The organism is Flavobacterium frigidimaris (assembly GCF_002217275.1).
In the GTDB taxonomy this organism is placed as follows: Bacteria; Bacteroidota; Bacteroidia; order Flavobacteriales; family Flavobacteriaceae; genus Flavobacterium; species Flavobacterium aquidurense.
The window spans coordinates 15,026-39,063 of record NZ_MUGV01000031.1 but is presented as its reverse complement, the minus strand read 5'-3'; the positions used below and the strand labels follow the sequence as shown (position 1 = coordinate 39,063).

General features: G+C 34.3%; 21 protein-coding genes. 3 read left to right on the top strand and 18 right to left on the bottom strand.

What is annotated here, in order from left to right; genetic code table 11:
• The first annotated feature begins 193 nt into the window (after positions 1-193).
• Entirely contained in the window at positions 194-1,336 is a 1,143-nt protein-coding gene (locus B0A65_RS17295; RefSeq protein WP_074659954.1) for a C40 family peptidase, read from the top strand.
• On the opposite strand, the gene B0A65_RS17290 is transcribed toward B0A65_RS17295, so the two are convergent.
• From B0A65_RS17290 to B0A65_RS17260, 7 genes are all read right to left on the bottom strand, one after another.
• The gene (locus B0A65_RS17290; protein WP_074659955.1) at positions 1,333-1,728 is read right to left on the bottom strand and encodes a response regulator; all 396 of its coding nucleotides are present in this window, start codon (positions 1,726-1,728) and stop codon (positions 1,333-1,335) included. The two genes, B0A65_RS17295 and B0A65_RS17290, sit on opposite strands and share 4 nt — an antisense overlap.
• Positions 1,718-3,142 carry a sensor histidine kinase gene (locus tag B0A65_RS17285; protein ID WP_074659956.1) on the bottom strand — a complete coding sequence of 475 codons (1,425 nt, stop codon included), beginning with the start codon at positions 3,140-3,142 and terminating at the stop codon, positions 1,718-1,720. The genes B0A65_RS17290 and B0A65_RS17285 overlap by 11 nt, the downstream gene beginning before the upstream one ends.
• A 517-nt stretch (positions 3,143-3,659) precedes the next feature.
• Positions 3,660-4,181 carry a hypothetical protein gene (locus B0A65_RS17280; RefSeq protein ID WP_074659957.1) on the bottom strand — a complete coding sequence of 174 codons (522 nt, stop codon included), beginning with the start codon at positions 4,179-4,181 and terminating at the stop codon, positions 3,660-3,662.
• Between the two features lie 70 nt (positions 4,182-4,251).
• The gene (locus B0A65_RS17275; RefSeq protein ID WP_074659958.1) at positions 4,252-4,776 is read right to left on the bottom strand and encodes a hypothetical protein; all 525 of its coding nucleotides are present in this window, start codon (positions 4,774-4,776) and stop codon (positions 4,252-4,254) included.
• Positions 4,777-4,864: 88 nt separating this feature from the next.
• On the bottom strand, positions 4,865-5,203 hold the full coding sequence (locus B0A65_RS17270) for a hypothetical protein (RefSeq protein WP_074659959.1): 339 nt from the start codon (positions 5,201-5,203) through the stop codon (positions 4,865-4,867).
• A gap of 204 nt (positions 5,204-5,407) precedes the next feature.
• The gene (locus B0A65_RS17265; protein ID WP_074659960.1) at positions 5,408-5,842 is read right to left on the bottom strand and encodes a hypothetical protein; all 435 of its coding nucleotides are present in this window, start codon (positions 5,840-5,842) and stop codon (positions 5,408-5,410) included.
• Positions 5,843-5,944: 102 nt separating this feature from the next.
• Positions 5,945-6,328 (bottom strand): DUF5958 family protein, encoded by a 384-nt coding sequence (locus tag B0A65_RS17260; RefSeq protein WP_074659961.1) that lies wholly within the window; start codon positions 6,326-6,328, stop codon positions 5,945-5,947.
• A gap of 674 nt (positions 6,329-7,002) precedes the next feature.
• On the opposite strand from B0A65_RS17260, the gene B0A65_RS17245 reads away from it, so the two are divergent.
• Positions 7,003-8,421 (top strand): APC family permease, encoded by a 1,419-nt coding sequence (locus B0A65_RS17245; RefSeq protein ID WP_074659964.1) that lies wholly within the window; start codon positions 7,003-7,005, stop codon positions 8,419-8,421.
• Positions 8,422-8,712: 291 nt separating this feature from the next.
• Here B0A65_RS17245 and B0A65_RS17240 read toward each other — a convergent pair whose 3' ends face one another.
• The 6 genes from B0A65_RS17240 to dinB form a co-directional block, all read right to left on the bottom strand.
• Positions 8,713-9,174: a DUF1810 domain-containing protein gene (locus tag B0A65_RS17240; RefSeq protein ID WP_074659965.1), complete on the bottom strand. Its 462-nt coding sequence runs from the start codon at positions 9,172-9,174 to the stop codon at positions 8,713-8,715.
• Between the two features lie 155 nt (positions 9,175-9,329).
• Entirely contained in the window at positions 9,330-9,956 is a 627-nt protein-coding gene (locus B0A65_RS17235; protein ID WP_074659966.1) for an alpha-ketoglutarate-dependent dioxygenase AlkB family protein, read from the bottom strand.
• Between the two features lie 9 nt (positions 9,957-9,965).
• Entirely contained in the window at positions 9,966-10,742 is a 777-nt protein-coding gene (gene xth / locus B0A65_RS17230; RefSeq protein ID WP_074659967.1) for an exodeoxyribonuclease III, read from the bottom strand.
• Positions 10,743-10,813: 71 nt separating this feature from the next.
• Positions 10,814-12,193, bottom strand: a complete 1,380-nt coding sequence (locus B0A65_RS17225; protein WP_074659999.1) for an exonuclease domain-containing protein — start codon at positions 12,191-12,193, stop codon at positions 10,814-10,816.
• Positions 12,194-12,243: 50 nt separating this feature from the next.
• Positions 12,244-15,303: a DNA polymerase III subunit alpha gene (locus tag B0A65_RS17220; RefSeq protein WP_074659968.1), complete on the bottom strand. Its 3,060-nt coding sequence runs from the start codon at positions 15,301-15,303 to the stop codon at positions 12,244-12,246.
• Between the two features lie 2 nt (positions 15,304-15,305).
• On the bottom strand, positions 15,306-16,487 hold the full coding sequence (gene dinB, locus B0A65_RS17215) for a DNA polymerase IV (protein ID WP_074659969.1): 1,182 nt from the start codon (positions 16,485-16,487) through the stop codon (positions 15,306-15,308).
• A gap of 84 nt (positions 16,488-16,571) precedes the next feature.
• Here dinB and B0A65_RS17210 point away from each other — a divergent pair, with 84 nt between their 5' ends.
• The gene (locus B0A65_RS17210) at positions 16,572-17,345 is read left to right on the top strand and encodes an XRE family transcriptional regulator (RefSeq protein ID WP_074659970.1); all 774 of its coding nucleotides are present in this window, start codon (positions 16,572-16,574) and stop codon (positions 17,343-17,345) included.
• A gap of 385 nt (positions 17,346-17,730) precedes the next feature.
• Here B0A65_RS17210 and B0A65_RS17205 read toward each other — a convergent pair whose 3' ends face one another.
• The 5 genes from B0A65_RS17205 to B0A65_RS17185 form a co-directional block, all read right to left on the bottom strand.
• The gene (locus tag B0A65_RS17205; RefSeq protein ID WP_074659971.1) at positions 17,731-18,492 is read right to left on the bottom strand and encodes a phosphatase PAP2 family protein; all 762 of its coding nucleotides are present in this window, start codon (positions 18,490-18,492) and stop codon (positions 17,731-17,733) included.
• 444 nt (positions 18,493-18,936) lie between these two features.
• Positions 18,937-20,655, bottom strand: a complete 1,719-nt coding sequence (locus B0A65_RS17200; protein WP_074659972.1) for an ATP-binding protein — start codon at positions 20,653-20,655, stop codon at positions 18,937-18,939.
• An 80-nt stretch (positions 20,656-20,735) separates the two neighbouring features.
• Positions 20,736-21,863: a histidine kinase gene (locus B0A65_RS17195; RefSeq protein ID WP_074659973.1), complete on the bottom strand. Its 1,128-nt coding sequence runs from the start codon at positions 21,861-21,863 to the stop codon at positions 20,736-20,738.
• Between the two features lie 209 nt (positions 21,864-22,072).
• The gene (locus tag B0A65_RS17190) at positions 22,073-23,149 is read right to left on the bottom strand and encodes a porin (protein ID WP_074659974.1); all 1,077 of its coding nucleotides are present in this window, start codon (positions 23,147-23,149) and stop codon (positions 22,073-22,075) included.
• A gap of 333 nt (positions 23,150-23,482) precedes the next feature.
• The gene (locus B0A65_RS17185) at positions 23,483-24,034 is read right to left on the bottom strand and encodes a K(+)-transporting ATPase subunit C (protein WP_074659975.1); all 552 of its coding nucleotides are present in this window, start codon (positions 24,032-24,034) and stop codon (positions 23,483-23,485) included.
• Positions 24,035-24,038: the final 4 nt, after the last annotated feature.

The window sequence follows — 24,038 nt, the reverse complement described above, 5'->3', positions numbered from 1 at the left end:
TATAAAAAAGGGTATTTTAAAGAATGTTGAATCAACTTTTGTGCCGAGTCTGTTAATTTCAACAAAATTAGTTGTTAAAAAATGTGCTTTTTTTACTTTAAAAAGTTAAATTCGCCTACCCCCAAATACAATTCGTTTTTTTAGTTTGAAATAAAGGCTGAACTATAAATTACGAAGATAAAATAGAATAAAAATGGTTTTTAGAGTAATAATTATATTGTTTTTTTTTAGTGCTGGTGCTTTTTCACAGGAAAAATATATCAAGCATAAAATTTCAAAAGGAGAAAATCTTACCGTAATTGCAAAAAAATACGGAGTAAAAGCGAAAGATATTTCAGAAGCAAACCCTAATGCTCCTAAAATTCTTAAATTAAATTCAATTTTATTAATTCCTAATGCAAACCAAACTCCGGAAATTAAATCTTCAGATATTGTAGCAAGTGCTACTCCCGGTTTACATGAAGTTCAGGCCAAAGAAACACTTTGGGGAATATCAAAAAAATATAATATCTCTGTTGATGATTTAAAAAAGGCAAATCCTTTATTAGAAACGGAAGGATTAAAATTGGGCCAACAAATTAATATTCCATCAAAGTCGGTACAAGTTTCAGAAAAGCCAATTGATGATCTTAAAATTGTAACAGATGTTGAAGTAGTTGTTGAGGTTCAGCCTAAAGAAACAAAATACGCAATTGCAAAAAGATATGGATTGACAGTTGCGGAATTGGAAAAACAAAATCCGTTTATAAAAGGGAAATTACCGGTTGGATATGTTTTGAAGATTCGTACTTCGAAAGAAAAGGCTGATGCGGCTCAGGCGTTAATGCCGCCAATGAATCCAGCAGTAAAAGATTCTTTATCGATTCCAAATCAAAATGCTCAGATCGCCGACAATTCTGAAGTTAAAAATGATTCTTCAACTGTTATAAAAATCAGTAGTCAATCAGATTTAATTAACCAATTGGTGATGAATGCGATTGATAATATTGGTATCAGATATCGATCGGGCGGAACTACAAAAGCGGGTTTTGATTGTTCGGGTTTAATGATTTCTACCTTTAGCAATTTTGACATTAAACTACCAAGGAGTTCTATTGAACAGTCTCGAATTGGAATAAAAGTTAATTCTGACGAAGCTCAAAAAGGAGATCTTATTTTTTTCAGAACCAACGGAAGACGACAAATTAACCATGTAGGAATGGTAATTGAGGTAGTCGATGGAGAAATTAAATTTGTTCACTCTTCTACTCATGGTGGTGTTATGATTTCTTCAACAAAAGAGCCTTATTACGAAAGGACTTTTTCGCAAGTAAATCGCGTTTTAGAAAAAATTTAGTTGTTTAGATAAATTTTATTTCTAAATTCTTCAATCGGGAAAGGTTTGCCTAAAAAATCGGTAACATATATACTCTCACTGATTTGTTTTATTTCGTCAGGATCTAATGTAGAGGAGAGTACATAAATTTGATTGCCATTTTTAAGTTCACTATCTAGTTTGGTATAAGCATTCAAAAATTCAAACCCATTCATAACAGGCATTTGTACATCGAGAATAATAATAATCGATGGATAAAGTTTTCTATTAGCCTGAATCCACTCTATTCCTTCTTTGCCATTATTGGTTATATGGACTTCGTCTATACAAAGCACTTTTTTCAGTAACTGTTTGATGACAAGCTGATCTATAAGATTATCTTCAATTAATAAAAATACATTTTTAACTGGCATAAGCGTATGGTATTGTTACTATGAATTTACTTCCAATATTAGTTTGTGAGCTCACAGAAATATTTCCTTTAATATTTTCTACAGCTTCTTTGACTATGTAAAGGCCTAAGCCTGATCCTTTGTTTTTATTTGTACCAAAGTACATTTCAAAAATATTGTCTTTGTATTCATCATTAATTCCAATTCCGTTGTCAGCTACTTCAATTTTATGAAAACCGTCTATGAAATAAGTTTTGATAGAAACATACATTTCCTGTTTGTTATTGTCAGCATATTTGATTGCATTTGAGATTAAATTAGAAATAATGATTTTTAATCGTAAGTTATCACTTTGGATCTCATCTACTAATAGCTCCTTGGTGAACTTGATTCTGTTTGCATTTTCAATATGCATCAACTGAGAAATAGCCTCGTCAAATATTTCCATTAGGCTTACAGGTTCCATAACAACCTCATATCGCTTGTTTTTAGAATAATCAATAATATCATTAATAAAGCGATCCTGCTTAGCAAGGCTTTGGTCCATTAAATTCAAATATTTTTTAATTTGATCTGGGTCGTCTTCTAATTGTGTTATTTCTATGAGTCCTTTTAATGAGGTAATAGGGGAGCGGAGGTCATGTGATGCGCTATAAACAAAACGATCAAGTTCGTGGTTAACAAGCGTGAGGTTTTCATTCTTAACTTCAATTTCCTTTTTAGAAACAATAAGTCGTTTTACCATTATAGAATAATACGAGCAAACACTACAAACAATAATCAGAATGAAAATGATATTTGTTATAATAAGTAAGTCTTTAATTTGACGAGTTCCTGCGCCCAGGGTGTTAGAGAAATTTCGTTCGTTAACAGTAAGTTTGTCACTAATTACGCTGATCTCCTGTAGAAACTTTTGTTGATCACCACTAGTTAGGATATCCTGTTTTATTTTAGCATTAATTTGTTGTCCAACAATAAATAATTGAAAAATCAATTTGTCGCCTTGTTCCCATTCATGAATGGCTTTTGCCAGAAATGAAACGTGTTTAAAGTTGTCAAATAACCAAATAAGATCATCTAAATCATCTTCATGATTTCGTCCTGTCAAAAATCCTTGTCTCGCTGCTTTGTTATCTCCAACTTTTAAAAGTGTTATTCTTGCAATTCCATCGCCTTGCGGAACTTTTAATTCTTCTAAATATAATTTCCATTGGTCTGGATCTTTTGTATAGAGATAGGTAATCAGGTGTCTTGAAGCATCTTTTTGGCCTTTAGAATAATGTGATTCGCCATTTACATAAGCTCTGTTTGCTGATAAGGTTTTAATAGTAAAAAAATTGATACATATTAATAGGGCACAAGAAACAAATACAATCAATAATAGAATGAAAACGTTCGCAAAGCGTAATTTCTTAAAAAAATGGAACTTAAGCATAGTTTCGTGTTTGTAGGTTAATAATTTGCTTTGTGAATTCTAATGAACATTTAACAATTTTATTACCAGAGAATAATCGATAAGACAGGGTACTTCTTTTATAATATAAAAAGTAAACAATTGTTAATGAAATTGCTTCCTTTTGCAACTTTTAGCATCTCTTTCAAATTTAATGAAAAAAGATTAATTTTGATTGAATAGTATCAATTTTCTTTTTAATTTAAGTTTTTATTTTTGTATTATATTGATTTATAAATATTTATGTTTTATTTTTCGCTTTGAATATAAAATATTTAAAAATAGAAGGACTTTAGTAAAAATGAAAAGGAGCAATGATTTAAGACAATGACCATCTAAAATAGTTGTTTTTTGTTTAATCATTGTATTTGATAAAAAGGTTTGATTTAACGCAAAGAAGATCGTTCTCTTTAAAATACAGAGACGATCTTCTTACTATATAAATGGTATAAAGGTTTTAGATTAGAATTACTTTGAAAGCAAAGTATACGTTTTTAAGTTAAGAATCTGTTGAAAGATTCTGATCTTCTAATTTTCTTTTATTGATGAATTCGCGGATATTCATAATAAATCCGCCTAACATTATAAGGCTTAGAATTCCCCAGAAAATTCCCCAATATAAATTTCCGGTTGCATTGTTTTTGTCAATCTCTGCCTTTAAATCGCTTTGTGGATTAAGCGTATTAAAGTTTGGATTTTCTTTTAAATAGAAAACTTTTGCCTGACTGCCTTTCGGTAATTTACTGAATGTTTCTTTGCCTTCATAATGTTGATTGTCGACTTCAAAAAAATACTCAAAATCATATGTTTTTATTGGAAGGCCCGCTATTTTTATAATGTTTTCTTTGTAGATAGGACTAAATGTAGCTGTGGTAAACGTATTCTCTGAAATGATTTTTTGATAATTGCTAATGACTTTATTATCGCCTCCCTTTATATAATCATTAGTGCAGGTTTGGCAAAATACCAGGCATAATGCAATCATGCCGAGTTGAACAAGCTTTTCAAAAACTTCTTTCATGCTTTTGGATTTTAATATTTAGGATGTTTAGATAAAAAAATAGTAACCTTCTGCGGCTATATCTATAGAGCTATTTTGGTAAATATTGGTTAGGATCTTCGTTGTTAAATTTATTTATTATCATTTCTTCTTTAACGAAACTTAATTGAGGCGCTACATCAGTTTTTTGAAATTCCGAGTTCGAAATTGTCGAGTTTTTAATTTTAAAAAGAGTAATGCCGAAATATAGTAAGCATCCAATTCCTATTAGGATTAAAAAGATATTCAGGTAAAGTTCAGCTCCCTGTTTGTCTAAACTTTGCATTAATATAACAAGTGCGAATAAAGGAAATATGATTCCCCAATATTCCATGTTAATCCAGAATAAGCCATGATTATTTTTGAAATTTATTTCCTTACCTGTTTCTTTATCAATAAATATTCTTAAAGTTTTATTCCATTTAAGTCCAAATATAAAGCTGAAAACCGCAGCAATATAAAGCGGAATAACAAAACTTTGTGTAATATAAGTTTCTGGTAAAATAGGGATGAACAAAAAAATGGCAATAAATAAAATTAGAAGTGAGAGAAATCCTCTTCCTGACCAAACTATCATAATTACTGATTTTAAATTGGAGTGCCTACTACTTTTAAAGTCTTATTTCGGCTTATTTTGACTGGGCATTTTCGATTTAGTTGAACTATTATGAATTGGAATTAATTAGTCCTTTAAAAAACTGAATTCCACCAAATAAAATGGCTCCCCAAAATATAAAGCCAATATCAGCAAGAGTTAAAATGGTACCGCCACAAAACCACAATGCACCATATATCATATCTTTTCTGGCTTTTTCGTGTTTTGCTTCTTGTATTTCTATTTCTACGTTTTCTACGATTAGTCCAGCGATATCAGTACTCAATCCTTGTTCTACAAGTTGGTTTTTAGTTTCGTAAGCTGATTTGTTTTCGTTTAAAAGCATATTTGCTGCGAAATTGTAATGATGACTTGAAACATCCTGAAATTCTACATTAGTGGTTTCCATAAAGTGGTTGGTTTTTTGGTTGGTTAAGTTTTGTAAATTTGATTTTCAAATATAAATAGTTGAAATTGTATAACGTTACGGGAAGACGTAAACTGTTAAAATTTTATTTTTAAAGTGGTTTTTGCTCTTTGTTTGAAGTAGTTTTTGAGCATAAAAAAAACTGCAATTTTTTAGATTTGCAGTTTTATGTTGGTTTGATTTTATTTATTTTATTCTTTCAAATCCGCTTCCTATGCCGTCAAAATTATTATCGCTAATGGAAAGTTTACCTTCTTCAGAAATTGTAATTATGCCTTTTGTTACAAAATATCTGTCGTGTGGGGTGGTACTCATATCACAAGTTATATATTTTCCCATTTCTCCGGTATTAATCGATTCTACCATAATAAGATCATATTTTCCAGTTCCAACTTCTTTCCCGTCTTTAAGTAGAGAAAAAGTGTAGTTTTTCATCAAATTTAATTGAAGAGTATATCCTTCTGATTCTGGTGTTGAATGAATATTGAAAGAAAAACCTCCATGGCTTCCGATCCAATTCCATTTTCCAACAAATTCTGAATTTCTAACCTTATCGTCTTCATCAGAACTACAAGAAATAAGACTGATTGCAACAATTAATAGTGTAATAAATTTTCTCATGATTTTTGGTTTTATTATAAGATGAAAGAGTTTTTAATTGGTTGCGTCTGGTTCTATTGTTTTGTAAATTAATTGATTGATTTTTTTTATCTCTTTTGGTATTTAATAAATCTCATGCCAAAAATGTCCGCAACCATTTTTGCACTCTGTATTTCTTCTTTCAGTGTCTGTAATCTTAAAGATCCACAGCAATGAAATTATTATTTTGTCATTTTCACTTTTAGGAAGTAGTGGTAACTTATTAAATGCAATTTTAGTCGGATAGGTTTTTAAAATTATAAGTGGAGTATAAGTTGGTTTTAATGGAATTGTTGCTAGTGCATTTTGATAAGCTTCTGAGTTATAATCTGTTTTATTTGGAATAGAATTGATTATATAATTACTGAGAGTTACAAAAAGTGATTCAAAATCATATTGTAATAATTGCTGTAAACCAACATTAAAATCTAATTTATCCTGTGCTACTTTATTGATTATTTCTTCCACCCTAATTAAATTTTTTGAATATAAAAGCGTCTATAAGAAAAGGCAAGGCAATCGTTCCAATTGATATAAACAAAGTATAAATGTTGTCAATTTTGTGTCTTGGAAATTTTCCGAATTCTGGTTCTCTCCTAAATAATTTAAAATAAATATTTCTTGTAGTCTTCTGAAGTATTAGAAAAATAAAAAGCATTTGTGAACCAAAATAACTAAGATATCTCATTTCGTTATTAGAATTGTTTTCGATCAATATTCCAGTTATTATTAAAAATATTGCAATTGAAATCCAGATAATAAATATTTTTTTAGTGTTTAATTTTTCTATTTGAAATACCACAATAAATAGAGGAATTATGAAAATGAGGTAAAGTAAAATATCAATATTCATCTTTTTTATCTGCTTGTTTATTATGGCTAAAGTATGAAATATCCTCTTGATTTTTCAAATAATTGCTTCTTACGACAACGAGATTAGCACGAGATAGAGACGGTATCTCCCTATTTAGAAAAGCAAGGCTAATTGGAATTCGGGATTTAAGTTTTAAAAGGAATTTGACCAAGTATCGGAATTGGAATTTCATTTTTATTAATTGGGAATTGGAATTTTTAAAATTTGGAATCTGAAATTACGAGATTTCTAAAAAAAGTATATCTTTAACCAACCCAAAACCAAAAAAATGCAAGAAAACGAACAAGACCAAGAACATTTTAAAAGAGAACTCGGATTACTAGACGGAACCATGCTTGTCGTAGGATCTATGATTGGCTCCGGGATATTTATCGTAAGCGCTGATATCGCCAGACAAGTAGGATCTGCGGGCTGGCTTACTCTAATTTGGCTAATCTCCGGATTAATTACCATTATTGCTGCTGTTAGTTACGGCGAGCTTAGTGCCATGTTTCCAAAAGCTGGAGGACAATACGTTTACCTGAAAGAAGCATATAATAAGCTGATTGCGTTTTTGTACGGCTGGAGCTTTTTTGCCGTAATTCAAACAGGAACAATTGCTGCCGTTGGAGTGGCTTTCTCAAAATTTGCCGCCTATATTTATGAACCGTTAAGCGACGAAAATATTTTATTCGAATTGGGTTCTTTTAAACTCAATGCAGCACAATTAGTGTCGATTTTTACTATTATTTTATTGACTTATATTAATAGTCGTGGAGTGAAAAACGGAAAGATTCTACAAACCGTTTTAACGATTATCAAAATTTTATCACTGCTTGGTTTAATTGTTTTCGGATTAACGCTTGCTGCAAAAGCTTCAATTTGGGATGCCAATTGGGCCGATGCATGGACAACACGCTCTTATAATGCTGATAGTGGTTCATGGCTTCCAATTAGCGGAACGGCTTTGATTACCGGAATTTCAGCAGCGATGGTTGGATCCTTATTTTCAAGTGATGCCTGGAATGGAGTTACTTTTATTGCCGGAGAAATTAAAAACCCAAAGCGTAATGTTGGTTTCAGTTTATTTCTCGGAACTTTTATTGTAACGATAATTTATGTTTTGACTAATTTGATGTATTTGGCGGTAATTCCGTTAGACGAAATTGCAACAGCAAAATCAGATAGAGTAGCAGTTGTGGCTTCGCAATATATTTTTGGAAATATCGGAACACTGATTATAGCGATTATGATTATGATTTCGACTTTTGCCTGCAATAACGGATTAATTATGGCGGGTGCGAGAGTATATTATACAATGGCAAAAGATGGTTTGTTCTTTAAAAAAGCAGCTGTATTAAATGAATCGAGTGTTCCTGCATGGGCTTTATGGGCACAATGTATTTGGGCTTCCGCTTTGTGTTTGACAGGAAAATATGGTGATTTGTTGGATTTTGTAATCATCATTGTATTGATTTTTTACATTTTAACGATCTACGGAATTTTCATTCTACGCAAAAAAATGCCAGATGTAGAAAGACCATACAAAGCATTCGGATATCCGTTTTTACCAATGCTGTACATCATTATTGCAACAGCAATTTGTATTTCGTTACTATTGACAAAATTCTCGACTTGTGGTTGGGGAGTATTGATTATGCTAACAGGAATTCCGGTATATTACTTAACGAAACCGAAAGAATCTTAGAAGTTGCTAAGGTTCTGAGATGCTAAGACTCTAAGATTTTTTAATATAGAACACGCCTTCTTATATAGCAAGGCGTTTTTTTTGTAATCTGCTCAATCTGCGGGAGAAATTAATCTCGCAAAGTCGCCAGGAAAAATAAACTTTGTGTCTTCGCGACTTTGTGGCAAAAAAACTTTGCGTAAAACCCTTGCGCCCTTTGCGGTTAAATCCTCAGTGCATTTCAAAAAAAAAGACACTGCTTATTTCTAACAGTGTCTTTTGATTTAAATAATCCAGGAAACAATTTGGGTACTACACCATTTCAGTTTCCGTAGAAGATTTTATAGTCGAATTAATAATATTCAAAGTAAGAGGATCAGTTTCTCCTGAGAAAAACGCATCTAATATTTCCTGAAATACAGGATTTGTATTTTCTGTCAAAGAAAAAAGTGTCATGGAAGAACGCAATTTACGAGCGTCTAAATCGCCTAAAATTCCATCAGCAGATTTCCTTTTGAAAGTCAAAAAAAGCTCAGAAATTTCGATAAGATGTTTTCCTAAAATAGGATGTTCTAAAAATTCGGTTGCTTCTTTTAGATCATTAATGGCATATAGATTCGCCGTATCACTACTACCTAATCCTTTAATCTGCGGAAAAATGAACCACATCCAATGTGTTTCTTTTTTCCCTTTTTTGATTTCAGAAAAAGCAGTAAGATAAAGTTTATTTTGCGCATCTAAAAAACGCGATAAATCATTGTTTGAGTAAGCCATTATGGTATTAAATATTAAAAAAGGGTTGCAAAAATAGTAAAAAAGATAAGGTCTGCCTAATAAAAGGTTCACACAGTGAGTAATTTAACTTTTCGTGGAAGAATTTTCCTCATGGTTATATAATATGAAATAATGTCATTTTCAGTTATTTAAAATTATAAACTACGATGTGTTTGTCTAAAAGTTAAATTAATTCTTGGCAAAACATCTCGTGCCGTTTTCGGAACCTGATGCTGCCAAAAACTATTTGTTGTGCCGGACATCAATAAAAAAGAACCATGATGCAGCGGAATTTCAACTTGTGGAATCTCTTTATTGAATTTATGACGTAGCCTGAACATTCGTGTTTCTCCAAAAGTTACCGAAGCAATAACGGGGTTTGGCCCAGTATTGTGTTCTTTGTCGCTATGCCAGCCCACGCCATCATTTCCATCTCGGTACAAATTCAGCAAAACGGTATTAAAATCGAGCTGTGTTTCTTTTTCTATACGGCCTCTAATTTTTAGTAATTCATAATTCCAGTCGGGACCATTTTGATCAGCTCCCGGATTATCTTTGTCTTCGTACCAGGCAATCATTCTCGGCACGGTATAAACTTTATCATAAATTTCCATTTCATATTCTCTCCATTTGGTTTTACGAAGCAGTCGTTCATAAAAACGATCAGACTCTTCTTTTGTGAAGAAATTATCAATCAAAATCAATTCAGAATCAGGAATGTCAAATACTTTTTTTCCTGCCAAACCAGTTGCAAATAATTCGGTGTCGTTAAATAATGTCATTGTTTTCCTTTATTTTTTGTCAATTTCAATCCAAACAGGCGCATGATCACTTGTTTTTTCCCAGCCTCGTACATGGCGATCAACACCGCCGGAGCGTAATTTCGTTGCTATCTCTGAACTCAGCAAAAAATGATCAATTCTCAAACCTGCGTCTCTTTCATAAGCATTTCTAAAATAATCCCAAAACGTATAAATTTTCTCATCGGGATACAGCGTACGAATTGCATCTGTCCATCCCTGTGAAACAATGTCCTTAAAAGCTTTTCTGACTTCAGGTAGGAAAAGCGCATCCTTAACCCATTTTTCAGGTTTATAAACATCCAATTCTGTTGGCATCACATTAAAATCGCCAACAAGTATTACAGGAGTATTTAAACTCAGCAAGGTTTCAGCACGTTCTGCCAAACGATCAAACCATTTTAACTTGTATTCTAATTTAGGTCCCGGCGCAGGATTTCCGTTTGGTAAATAAAGACAGGCGATCACGATTCCGTTTATCAAAGCTTCAATATAACGGCTCTGGGCATCTTCTTCATCGCCTGGAAGTGTCCGTGTTATTTCTTCAATTTCCATATTTCGGGCTAGAATTGCAACGCCGTTCCATTGTTTTTGTCCGTGCCAAATGGCGTTGTAACCGGCGTCATTAATCGCTTTAATGGGAAATTTATCCTGAGGCGCTTTTAATTCTTGCAGACAAACAATATCAGGTTTTGCTTCTTCAAGCCAGCGTAGTAATACATTCAATCGTCCGTTAACTCCGTTTACATTATAAGTGGCTATTTTCATAGTAGATTTAATTAGTTGTATTATTAAATTTACAGCTTTTTAAACAGATATATTTACACAGTTTCCTAATCTTATTTCAGGAATTGCTTGTTAAAGAATACTTTACCAGGATATTTTTCTGCGTAAGCAAAAATTAATTGCACCATATATTGATTGCTTTTATACTGCGTCACATAATTTTTTACTTCGGATGGGTCAGTAATCGCAACATCTGACGGAATGTATCCCATCCCATAAAAGTGTCCGTTTTCAACCCAGATACAACTGCGTTCCTCTTTTGATCTGCCTTTGTCTATAATGGCAAAACTAGGTCTGTTTCGTAATAAAAAATCAATGGCATTGTCGACTTGCTCGTTGTGAAGCAAAACATCCGGCAGGCTTTTGACTTCATTATTTTGAAAAAACGCTCCTTCTTCTGGTCTGGAATACTTGCAGAATCTCTGGTCAATTTCAAATTGTTCAGACAGACTTCTTAGTAAATCTATAGCGTTATACAAACTATTAAATTCATGAATGCAAGTCTGAAATTTGGTTAATTTTCCAACGGCCAAATATTTATATCCGTTTCTTGCTTCATATTGATAAATGCCGAATTTGGCTTCAAAACGTTTTAATGCTCTATTGTAGGTTGGCCAAAGCTGTTTTATTTCGGTACATTCTAACAAAAGCGCCATTAATTCGTTCGCACAGACTTCAAAGGAAATTCCGTAGATATCTCGCAAGAAATGTTGTCTTTGCGGATTGATTTTATGACCACTAAAATGAGAAGTTACACGTTTTTTTAAGTTGATCGCTTTTCCAACATAGATTACCTTTTTCATCTGATTATAAAAATAATAGACACCAGGTTTTTCGGGTAAATTATTAAAATCTTCGGGAGGAAGGTTAGGAGGTAAGCGCTGATCTTGTGAAGTCATCTTGACCATTTTTGCTATTTCGCCTTCAAAGTCCCATTCAAGTAATCGGGAAAATAATATGGCAGTAGCATCTGCATCTCCACCAGCGCGATGTTGATTCTCTAAAGGAATGTCTAGCGAATAACAAAGTTTTCCCAAACTGTAGGAGGACAGCCCAGGTTTGATTTTTCTTGCTGCGCGAACGGTACACAGTTTTCTTGCGGTCCATTTAAATCCCGCTTGTTCCAATTGATGACGTACAAAAGAATAATCGAAGTTGACATTATGAGCCACAAAAATACGATCCGTCAGCATTTCCAGTACTTTCTCTGAAATGTCATCGAAAATTGGAGCATTGGCGACCATTTCATTGTTAATGCCGGTTAATCCAAAAATAGAAAGAGGAATTTCCCTTTCCGGATTAACAAGCGTTTCGTAGCGGTCGATTACTTTTTCGCCATCATGAATAATGATGGCAATTTCTGTAATGCGACTGCCACTGGCGTTACCACCGGTGGTTTCGATATCTACTATGGCGTATTCTTGCTTTTTCATCTCTTTACTATAACGCAAAACCTCTTTTTGTTCTTGTAAAATCATCGTGGTTATTTTTGAAATTTCATTCGGTGTCTTGGTAAGTTGATTTCATGTCCCTGCGGATACGGTTCGCGATGTGTCGAACTCACATCTTCTTTAATTTGACGCTGTGTTTTAAACTGATCTTTCGCATCCATATAACGCGGATCCGGAATAAAAGGCATTTTTGCCATTTTAAGAATGGTAATGGTTGGAAAATGATAATCAACTTCAACATTTCCCAAAAGCAAATAACAGCCTCCGCCCTGAAAAGGATATTGCGCCAGACAATCAGGAAAATGGGCGGTATCAAAATAAGTACCTTCGTGATCGATCCAGGTGCCGAAATACATGTTTCCTTTTTTGGTAGGAACTTGTTTTCTGGAGATTAAATACGCCAGCATTTTAACTTGTTTTTTATGATGTGCCACTAAATCTTTAGCCATAATATCGCCGCGGTATTTAATCTGAAGCAAATCAAAAACAGTACACGAAACGGGAAAGCTCAATAATTCGATTTCATCAAAAGCATCTTCAAACAGAGAACGTTCTAAAGTAGGAAGTTTATATTCTTTAACGGGCTCCTGTAATAACATCAAACTTCTGTTTTCGGGTTTGAAATTGTTTAAAAGCAAACTCGCAATCACTAAAAGCTGATTTTTAGTTTTTCCTGTAAAACGAAAAGCATCAATAAAAATCAGGATTTTAATGCTCTCAATCCCGATAGGAATACGATTAATGAAATCTTCCAAAGAAAGAAAAGCACCGTTTTTCTCCCGATCTGATTCAATCAAATTCGCCGTTTTAGATTCTAACCCCTGCAGGTGCATAAACCCTAGATAAATATCATTTCCATAAACCGTAGTTTGGTATTCGCTTTTATTCACACACGGATTCAGGATTGTACCACCAGACATACGCGCTTCGTGCACATAAACTTCGGTACGATAAAACCCACCCTGATTGTTGATTACAGCAACCATAAACTCAACAGGATAATTAATTTTGAGATACAAACTCTGATAACTTTCTACCGCATAAGAAGCCGAGTGGGCTTTGCAGAAAGAGTATCCGGCAAACGACTCGATCTGGCGGTAAATTTCCTGACTTAGCGCTTCAGGATGTCCTTTTTGTGCGCAACAGAGAAAGAAATTGTCTTTTACCTTTTGTAAAGCTTCTATAGAACGTCCTTTTCCGGACATCGCCCGACGTAAAATATCACCGTCCGCAGCGGGAAGCCCGCCATAATGCAATGCGATTTTAATCACATCTTCCTGATAGACCATAATACCATAAGTTTCGCCAAGATGCTCTTTGAAAACCTCATGGAAATACTCGAATTGGTCCGGATTATTATGTCGAAAAATATATTCTTTCATCATTCCGGATTGAGCAACTCCGGGACGAATAATGGAAGACGCGGCAACCAGAATTTTATAATTATCACAATTTAATCGGCGTAATAAACCTCGCATGGCGGGACTTTCGATATAAAAACAACCAATCGTTTTACCTTGTGCCAGATGAACATTGCATACTTCTTCATCTTTAGAAATAGAAGTATTTCGAATATCCACTTTTATTCCGCGGTTTTTCTCGATCAGTTTTACGCTATCATCTATATGACCAATCCCACGCTGACTCAGGATATCAAATTTGTCAAAACCAATTTCTTCGGCAATATGCATGTCGAAAAGCACAATTGGAAATCCTTTTGGAGGCATTTCCAGAGGCGTGTAATTCGTAATGGGCTCTTCAGAAATGATAATCCCACAAGCGTGCATACTGCGTTGGTTGGGATATTTTACAATCATGTCGCTATATTCCTGAACGAATTTTACAATAGAATTGGTTTCGTGTAGTTGTTTTGGATTTTTAGCCAGCATATCCAATTCTTCTTTTGGAAGGCCAAACACTTTCCCGACTTCCCTGTAAATAGATCGATGTTTGAATTCGACATTGGTTCCGCAAAAAGCAACGTGCTCACGACCATAAGTTTCGAAAATATATTCTAAAATGGTATTGCGTTCTTTCCAGCTCCAGTCAATGTCAAAATCGGGTGGGCTTTTACGATTTAAATTTAAAAAACGTTCAAAATACAGATCGAGTTCGATTGGACAGATATCGGTAATTCCGAGGCAATAAGCAATAATGCTGTTGGCTCCGCTTCCGCGCCCGATGTGCATAAATCCCTGACTATTGCTGTATCGGACAATATCCCAAGTGATTAAAAAATAACCGCTGAATTGTAATTCGTCAATAACTTTTAATTCTTTTTCTACACGTTTTCGGGCAATTGTGTTTTCTTTTTCATAACGCCATTCAAAACCTTTTTCGGCCAATTCTGTTAGTTTTTTGAGATCACTCTCACGACTTCCGGTAAAGAATTTTTTATTTCTTTTAATTGAAAAAGCGTATTGAAAATCGCAGGAATCAATTATTCTCTGCGTGTTGACAATAATTTCAGGGTAATTTTCATAAAATGGTAAAAGCGATTCTAAGGGCAACATTTTTTCAGAAGTTTTACAGTAATCTGCTTCTGTAAGCCTCGAAAGAATAATATTAGTATCAATCGCACGAAGAATTTTATGCAGGTTAAATTCTTTTTTATTGCTAAAAGTTACGGATTGAAGCACAACCATTTTCGAAATTTTAGTTGCATGTTTCGAGGTAAAAAGCCTTAAAACTTCGTCTGGACGAACTCCGATAAATTCATTTTCACGAAGCGTTTCCGGAGCATTTTCTAAAGTATAAATCACAAAAACCGATTCGAATTCTGGAGCAATCAAAGGCAAAGGCTCTCCGCTGAAATTATGATCCGTTAAAAAGCGATTCATTTCGCCCAAACCTTCAGCATTTTTAGCCAAACCAATATATCGAAATTGATGATGGCAACGAAACTCCATTCCAACCAGAGGTTTAATTTCTTTGGATTGACAAGCTCTTATAAAATCATAAATTCCCGTTACGGTATTAATATCTGTCAGTGCCATTGCTTTTATGCCACAGGAAACGGCTTCCTCGATAAGTTTATCAAGAGAAATCGTGCCGTAGCGCAAAGAATGGTATGAATGACAGTTGAGGTACATGATTATTTTTTACGTTTTAAAATTTCATCTTTATTATTTGGTTTAAAATGAGCTCCGGCACAGCGCATTACAGCATCAAAACCATAACGACTTTTCATTTTATCCATCGCAGCGTAAAGCGACAACATTTCTTCAGTATCTTCAAAAAGATTAATTTGATACGTACCGCGAACCAATCCGCTAAAGCGAATACCAATCAGGCGTAATCGCATACGGCGTTGATATACTTTTTCAAAAAGCTCCATTACATTTTTGGTCAGAATATGATCTGCTGAAGTGTAGGCGATTTTACATTGTTTTGTTTCGGTATCAAAATTGGCGTAGCGTATTTTAACCGCAATTGTTGAGGTTAACCATTGTTCTGATCGCAATTGGAAAGCCAGTTTTTCGACCATGCCTATAAGTACTCTTTTGAGTTTTGCTATATCTATAGTATCCTGAGAAAAAGTATGTTCAGTCGAAATTGATTTTCTTTCGGTATAAGGTTCAACAGGTGTATTATCGATTCCGTTGGCTTTTTTCCAAATATCCAATCCATTTTTGCCAATCATCTGTTGTAAAACTTCAGGAGGCATTTCAGCTAAAGTTTGAATTTTACGGACGCCAATTCGCGATAAAAGCTGAAAAGTTACAGCGCCAACCATTGGGATTTTTTGAATCGACAACGGATTCAAAAAAGCTTGTACGCCATTTTCCGGAATTTCTAAGTTCCCTACTGGTTTACCTTCGCCGGTAGCAATTTTAGAAACAGTTTTATTGATGGATAATGAAAAACTAATTGGCAGTCCGGTTTCTTTAATAACAGATTGTGCGAGTTCATTTGTCCATTTATAACTTCCGTGAAATTTATCCATTCCGGTAATGTCAAGATAGAATTCGTCGATGCTGGCTTTTTCCATAATCGGTGCTTTTTCCTGAATAACCTGCGTAACATCATGCGATAATTGAGAGTATAATTCCATATCGCCTTTCATTACTTTGGCTTGCGGACAAAGTTTCATCGCCATGTGAATAGGCATCGCAGAACGCACTCCAAAGTAACGTGCTTCATACGAACAAGAGGCTACAACACCGCGATCGCCACCACCAATGATTAACGGAATACCGTTTAATTCTGAGTTAGTTAGCCTTTCGCAGGATACAAAAAAGGTATCCAAATCCATGTGTACAATCGCCCTTGCCATTTCCTTTGTTTTTGTACAACAAAATTAGTACAGATGATAACATTTTTTTGTATATTTGATGTTCCAAATTATAACAAATTAATTATGTCCTTATTTTCAGACAATATCAGAGCATTGAGGGTTAAGCATAAAATATCACAAGAGAAATTAGCTGAAAACCTAAAAATTACCAGAGGTAGATACGTTAAATACGAAGACGGAACTTCAGAAGCACCGTATGATATTTTAAAGCAGATTGCTTTATATTTTCATATGAGTATTGATTTGATACTGTCTGTCGATATACGCAAAATTGATGTAGAAAATTTGATAAAACTAGAAGGAAACCGACTCATTTTACCTATACAGGTCGATCGATTCGGAGAAAATTTTATCGAAATTGTAAGCCAAAAAGCAAAAGCAGGCTACCTAAACGGATATGCCGATCCGGAATATATTGAAAGTTTACAACAGGTTTCGCTTCCGTTTTTAGGGCCAGGCAAACACAGAGGTTTTCCTGTAGAAGGTGATTCAATGCCACCTCACGAAGACGGTTCAATTATTATTGGTCGTTATGTAGAAAGGCTAGGCGAGGTTATGGATGGAAAAACCTATATCCTGATTACCAAAAATGAAGGAATGGTATACAAACGTCTCAATAAAAATAAAAAGAATGCTTTAGTTCTGGAATCCGACAATCGTTTTTATCCAAATTACGAAGTGAAAGCCTCAGATATTTTAGAAATCTGGGAATACGAATGCAGCATCGGAAGAAGCGATAGACGCCATGAACAGACAGAATCGCAAAGTATGAAGGATTTGCTTTTAGAAGTGAAAAGAGAGGTTATGGAGATTAAGAATAATACTTCGAATACATAGAAGTTTCAATGGCAAATATCAATGACAATATCAATTAAAATTTATACAGTCCCTATGGGGACAAAATGTAGATTTCGTATAATTTTTACCAATATATAATCTCTAACGAGATACTCCTTTAGGAGTTAAATATTAGTAGAAATATTGATAGCAAAAATAATGAAACCAAATGAAAAATGTCCCAGAGGGACAATATGTTTATAGCAAATTTTTATCACATTTTAATGAACCCCATCGGGGTGATATGTTTATATTCACGATGAATGTCGCTCCGCTGGAGCTTTAAATCGGGAATCTATAATTATCTATAAATATTACGCTCCGCTGGAGCTTTAACTATAGAAAATAAAATCCTTTTAATCTGTGAAATCTGTGGCAAACAAAACTAAAAAACCTTCACAAACCCCAATCCATATTGCTGTCCGTTATAAAAAGGCATTATCATAGAAGTTGATTTATTCTCAGAAGACGATTTGAATAATTTTTTGGTAATATAGGGATTCATCCAATATGCGATTTTAGTACTCAAAATCCCGATTCCGGCTCCGGCAGCGACATCCGTTAACCAATGACGGTTGTTGTAAATTCTGAAAAGCCCAGTTCCGGTTGCTACAGCGTAACCCGCAATTCCGTACCAAATCGATTTGTCTTTGTATTCCTGCCACAAAAATTCAGCTCCGGCAAAAGCAGTTGCAGTATGCCCGGATGGGAAGGAATTGTTTGAACTTCCGTCAGGTCTTTCTTCATGAACAATAGATTTTAAACCCAAAACAGTTGTCGCCATAATCGCATACGAAGTCACAAATATTACCGAACGATCCCGCATATTATTTTTGCCTTTTACTCCAAAAGCATTCAGAGCATAAACAGAGGCTGCAGGTGCATATTGCGAGAAATCATCAATGGTAATTTTCTCGTCAATATCTTCGGTTACTTCATTTTTGATTTGATGATTGAAACTTAAGAGTTGATCATTTCCAATTCCAATTACACCGTAACCAATTAATACGGCGGGAATAATTAATTGCTTGTAGCTGAATTTTAAATGATTTGAAGTGCTGTCAATTTTAGCAATAGAATCATTTTGTTGTGCAGTTGCAGAAAAAAAAACAAATAGAAATACCAGAGAAATCGTTTTGTAAAACATCTTTCGTTATCGTTATAAGTTGCAATAATAACGAATGTGTTAACTAACTATTTTTGGCTTAATTGAACCTTAAGCGAATATTAATCAGTTGTGTTTGAATGATGTAATTGGATTAAGATTGGCTAAATATTGGATGGTAAAAATCGCAATATCAATGACAATTTCAATATCAAAATTCAAATAACAAGCTAATTAACAACATAGTTCCAGCGGGACGATATATTTATAGAAAATTATTATCACATTTAATAAACCCTTGCGCGGTGGCATGTTAATAACCCCGATTAATGTCGCTCCGTTGGAGCTTTCGGAAAAATCTATGTAATTGGCTATAAACATTATGCTCCGCTGGAGCTTTTTTGGAAATTTTATCGCAATGTATATATTTTGTCTAAACTGGACTGAAGTCCAGCCCTACAATATAATTTGAGCCTATGGCTCTTTTTACACTTTTAGTGCAAACCAAAACGTACTTCCCAATCCTAAATTACTTTCTACGCCAACATTTCCATTTTGCGCTTCAATAAATTCTTTGCTTATCGCTAATCCCAATCCTGTTCCGGATTTTTGACTTCCTGGAACCTGGAAATATTTATCAAAAACTTTGTCTTTATATCTGGCATCAATTCCTTTTCCGGTGTCGATAACCTGAAATACGATCTGACTGTTTTCTTTTTTTAATTGAATGACAATGGTACTTTTTTCAGAAGAATATCTTATGGCATTCGACAAATAATTAATCAAAACCCAGCCTGTTTTTTCGCTGTCGGCTTTTACGTCTTTCAGATTTTCATCTGCATGAATAATCAATTTAATCTGCTTTTGATCGGCCTGAACTTTTACGGCTTCCACAGCATAATTTACAATTTCGTGTGGATTGCTTTTTTCGATATTCAACTGAATATTTCCGGTTTCCAGTTGCGATAAATTCAGCAATTCTCCTGTAATTTTTAATAATCGCTGACTGTCATCTTTTATACTTTCGACCAATTGTTTCTGATCGTCGTTCATGTCGCCGGTTTTTACATTTTCAAGCAATTGCAAACTCAGTTTTATAGATGCAATTGGCGTTTTTAATTCGTGCGAAACGGTTGCAATAAAATTGGTTTTGGCAAAATCGAGTTCTTTAAAAAGCGTAATATTTCGAAGAATAATCACATCGCCAATATTGATTTCTTTTTCTTCTCCCGTTGGAATTATCGTAATATTTAGAATTTCTTTTTCGAAATAACTTTCCTTTCCGTGTGCATAAATTTTAAGCGGTTGTTTCTTTGGAGAATCATTTTCTTTTTTTACAATCAAAGAACGAATTAAATCATTCGACAAGGCTAGAGTAGAAGCCGATTTCCCGACAACATCTTCCAATTTCATTCCGATAATCTTCAGTGCTTCGTCATTCACAAACAAAATAATTCCGTCATTATCCAATCCAATAATAGGATCATTCATATTATTGATAAGCGTTTCGAGTCGCTTTTTCTCAAAAAACAACTTATATAAATTACTGTCGTTGTATTCCTGAAGTTTTTGCGCCATCGTATTGAATGATTTTGCCAAATCGCCATATTCGCTGTGACTGGTAAAATGGACGCGTTCTGAATAATTCTTGTTTGCAATTTCCTTAATACTTTGCGTTAATTCTTTAATAGGGTTTGCAATGTTATTTGGTAGATTAACCAATAGGTTAAAAGCAATCAAAAAGCATAAACTTCCCACAATGGCAATCCATAAATTGGCATTTTCGGCGGTATGTTTGGCAATATCGCTTTTCTGTTTTATAGCATCCAGATTTAGTTTCATAATCGCAAAAATGTCCTGTCTGATTTGCGCTTTTATGGTTTCATCAGAACTGTTTTTTTCTAAAAGCGAAAAATTATTTTCAAGTTTAGACGTCGCTTCTTTTTCACCGGGTTCGGTAACATTTTGCGTTTGTTTTTCAAGATATTCCTTGAAAACATGAATTTTATTATTGGGACTTTCTTTAATTTCATCCAAAGACAAAATCATATTTCGCGAATATTCCAGCGTGTTATAATTCGCTTTCAGAATATTCTCCGTGTCCGCTTTTATCAAAAAAACAGAATACCCACTCACTAACGAAAGTATGATGATCATCAAAAATAACAAGCCAACCCCCAGATTCAATTTGGTTTTAATTCTCATAATTTTAATTTTTGTAAAATGATTATTGTGAGATGTAAAGTGTATTCACAAAGATCTTTTTACATTTTACATAAAACATTTTACGAAAGTATAACAAGGTCCACATTAGATAATGACAGGCGATTTAATAAACGCCTGAAAATCGTTGTAGACAAAATTACTTTAAATAAATTCAAATGCGGTTTCCCAATGCAGACAGTTGTAATTTGTTTTTCTTCAACCGTCATTAAAATCGCATCAGCAATATTTTTATTTTCTAATTTGATAACTTCGGCACCTAATTGTACCGCCAGTTTAAAGTTATTAATTAAATGTCTTTGTTTGTCTAACGCAATTTTGGTACTGCTTTCTTTCGGTGTTTCGACATACAAAACATACCAGCTTCCGTTATAATAACTCGCCAGACGTGCCGCTTTTCTGATTACAATTTTAGCCGTTTTATCATTACTGCTAATGCAGGCCAAAAGTTTCTCATGGCGTAAAGCATGCAGTTGAGGTACTTCATTTTCGACTTTCCGAACTACCTGGCTCGCCACTTCTTTTAGAGCCAATTCACGCAATTGTAAAATTTGTTCCGATTTAAAAAAGTTCGTTAAAGCCGTCTGAATTTTATCTGTTGTATAAATTTTACCTTCCTTTAAACGCGCAATCAAATCTTCCGATGTCAAATCGATATTGACTACTTCATCAGCAAGACGCAAAACATTATCCGGAATGCGTTCCTGAACGTCAATTCCTGTAATGCGTTTTACATCTTCATTCAAGCTTTCAATATGCTGAATATTTACCGCCGAAATTACATTAATTCCTGCATCTAAAATTTCTAAAACATCTTGCCAGCGTTTTTCGTTTTTACTTCCTTCAACGTTTGTGTGAGCCAGTTCATCAACAATTACAACTTCAGGTCTAAGGTTGATAATCGCCTGTACATCGAGTTCTTCCAGCTGTTTTCCTTTATAGAAAATGGTTCGCCGCGGAATCACAGGCAAACCAGCTAAAAGTTCATGCGTTTCCTTCCGCATATGCGTTTCGATGTAACCAATTTTCACATCGATTCCGTTTTTCAACAACGAATGCGCTTCCTGAAGCATACGAAAAGTCTTCCCCACACCGGCGCTCATCCCAATGTAGACTTTAAACTTTCCTTTTCGTGATTTCTGAATTAAATCGAGAAAGTGCTGTGCGTTATTTTCTTTTTTCTGTTCCATATGGTTTTGCCACGAAGGCACTAAGGCACTAAGTTTTTATTTTTTTAGCCACAGATTTCACAGATTCAATTGATTTTTTTTTCACCACGAATTCACGAATTTTTATTTAGAAATGGGATAAATTAGATTCGTGAATTCGTGGCAAATAAATCTACACAAAGAGATGTAAAAAAATCATTTTAATCTGTGAAATCTGTGGCAAAATAATTTTAAAAAGAAATCGCCAGCGAAGTCGTTACAAACGTATTCGTATCCGTTGGAAGATTGTCTTTTGTAAATATTTCATCTTTACTCGAAAGATTTCTGGCTTCAATTCTAAACATTACATTATCAGTAACTAAGTAATCAAAGTTAGCCGAAAATCCGTAAGTTTTAAAACCATTTGGCGTTTCAGTTGCGATAATTACGCCTTTTTCATCACTATAATATTCGCCACGCGCAGCCAACTGAATTTTATCTGTTGGTTTGTATTGCAGAATCAAAACAGGCGAAAACCAAGTGTCGTATTTGTTACTGTTTTTGGCAGCTTGTTGTGATCCAACATCAAAACCAGCTGTAATATTTGTTTTTTCACTTACTTTAAATTGTCCGTAAAAATTATTGAAATAACGCCACTTTTTATCAATATCGGGTTGCTCATTTCCAACATAAGTACTCCAGTTCAAAACCACTTTATCCGTTGGTTTATAGGTAATTTGCGTTCCAAAAGCAGGCGTATGATTTCCATCTACTTTCTGAATACGTTGCCAGCCATTCAAATACATTCCTGCCAAATACCATTCTCCAGATTCAGAGGTGTAGCCAATTTTCACTCCTGCTTCATAATAAGGAGAATTCTCAGCCAAAATACTTCGGGTCAATGTTTGGCAATCTTTTCCAATCGCACTTTCAAAACCAATATGCGCCGGCATAATTCCCGCATCAATCCACAAATTATGGCTTTGCGAAATCTTCACACCAACATTGGCTTCATATACATTTTTCAACAAATCTTGTTCAGCCGACATATTGTATTGCGCATAAGTTCCGGCCATCAAAGCAAAATTCCCGCGAATATTTTCTTTCGTATAATTCACTTTTGCCATACCCAAATTCAGGTTCACTTCATTGCTTCGGTTATAATTGTAAAAAAATCCCGGACGTGTATGGTTATCCGGTTTCCCGAAATCGTAACTGTAATAAGTTTCTACATATCCTGAAAACGTTAAAGGACTTTTCGATTCTTCCTGAGCCTGTAAATTGCTAAAACCGAATGCGATTAAAGCAGTAAGTATTATTTTTTTCATTTTTGTTTTTATTATTTGGGGTAAAAAAGGCGTTTTAGGTATTATTAATTTTTCTTAGTAGGTTTTTTAGTAGCTAATCCCGCTATCCGTTCCAATCTTTTGTGCCGAACCCCGGCACAAAAGGATTTCCACTACTATCGGGGCTAGGGCACTCAGGGTAAAAGGACGTTTTGTTATCCTAACAGGTTTCCAAAACCTGTTAGGTATTATTTAAGTTTCGGTTTTGCGCTCCAGTTTGTCATTGCGAGGATCTTTGTTATACCTAACAGGTTTCCAAAACCTGTTAGGAAAAAAACTTAGAACCTTAGCGACTCAGAACCTCAGAACCTTGTTTTAGCGAAGCGCATCAAGCGCCATATTCAATTCCAAAACATTAACCGTTTCAGGACCAACAACAGCCGTATTAATTTTAGATTCAACCAAAGCTTTTACTTTATCTTCCGCTAATTTTCGTTCTTTGGCAACACGTTTTACCTGAATCAAAGCACCTTGCGGAGAAATATTCGGATCCAATCCACTTCCGGAAGCGGTAACCATATCGGATGGAATCTCCCATTTTTTCAAATAAGGATGAACAAGTAAAAGTGTATCAATTCTTTTTTGAACCAAAGCCAGATAATCAGCGTTGCTTGGTCCTTTGTTACTTCCTGCACTTCCTGCAGCGTTGTAATCGACAGCCGAAGGTCTTCCCCAGAAATAATTTGACTTATCGAATTTCTGACCAATTTTTTGGTATCCAACCACTTTTCCGTTAATCGAAATAGTTTCTCCTTTTCCCTGATTCGGAGCAAATTGTGCAATTCCATAAATTGCAAGAGGATAAATAACTGCAAACAAGATTAAAGTAAGCAGTGTCAATTTTAATAGTGAGAATATATTTTTCATTTTT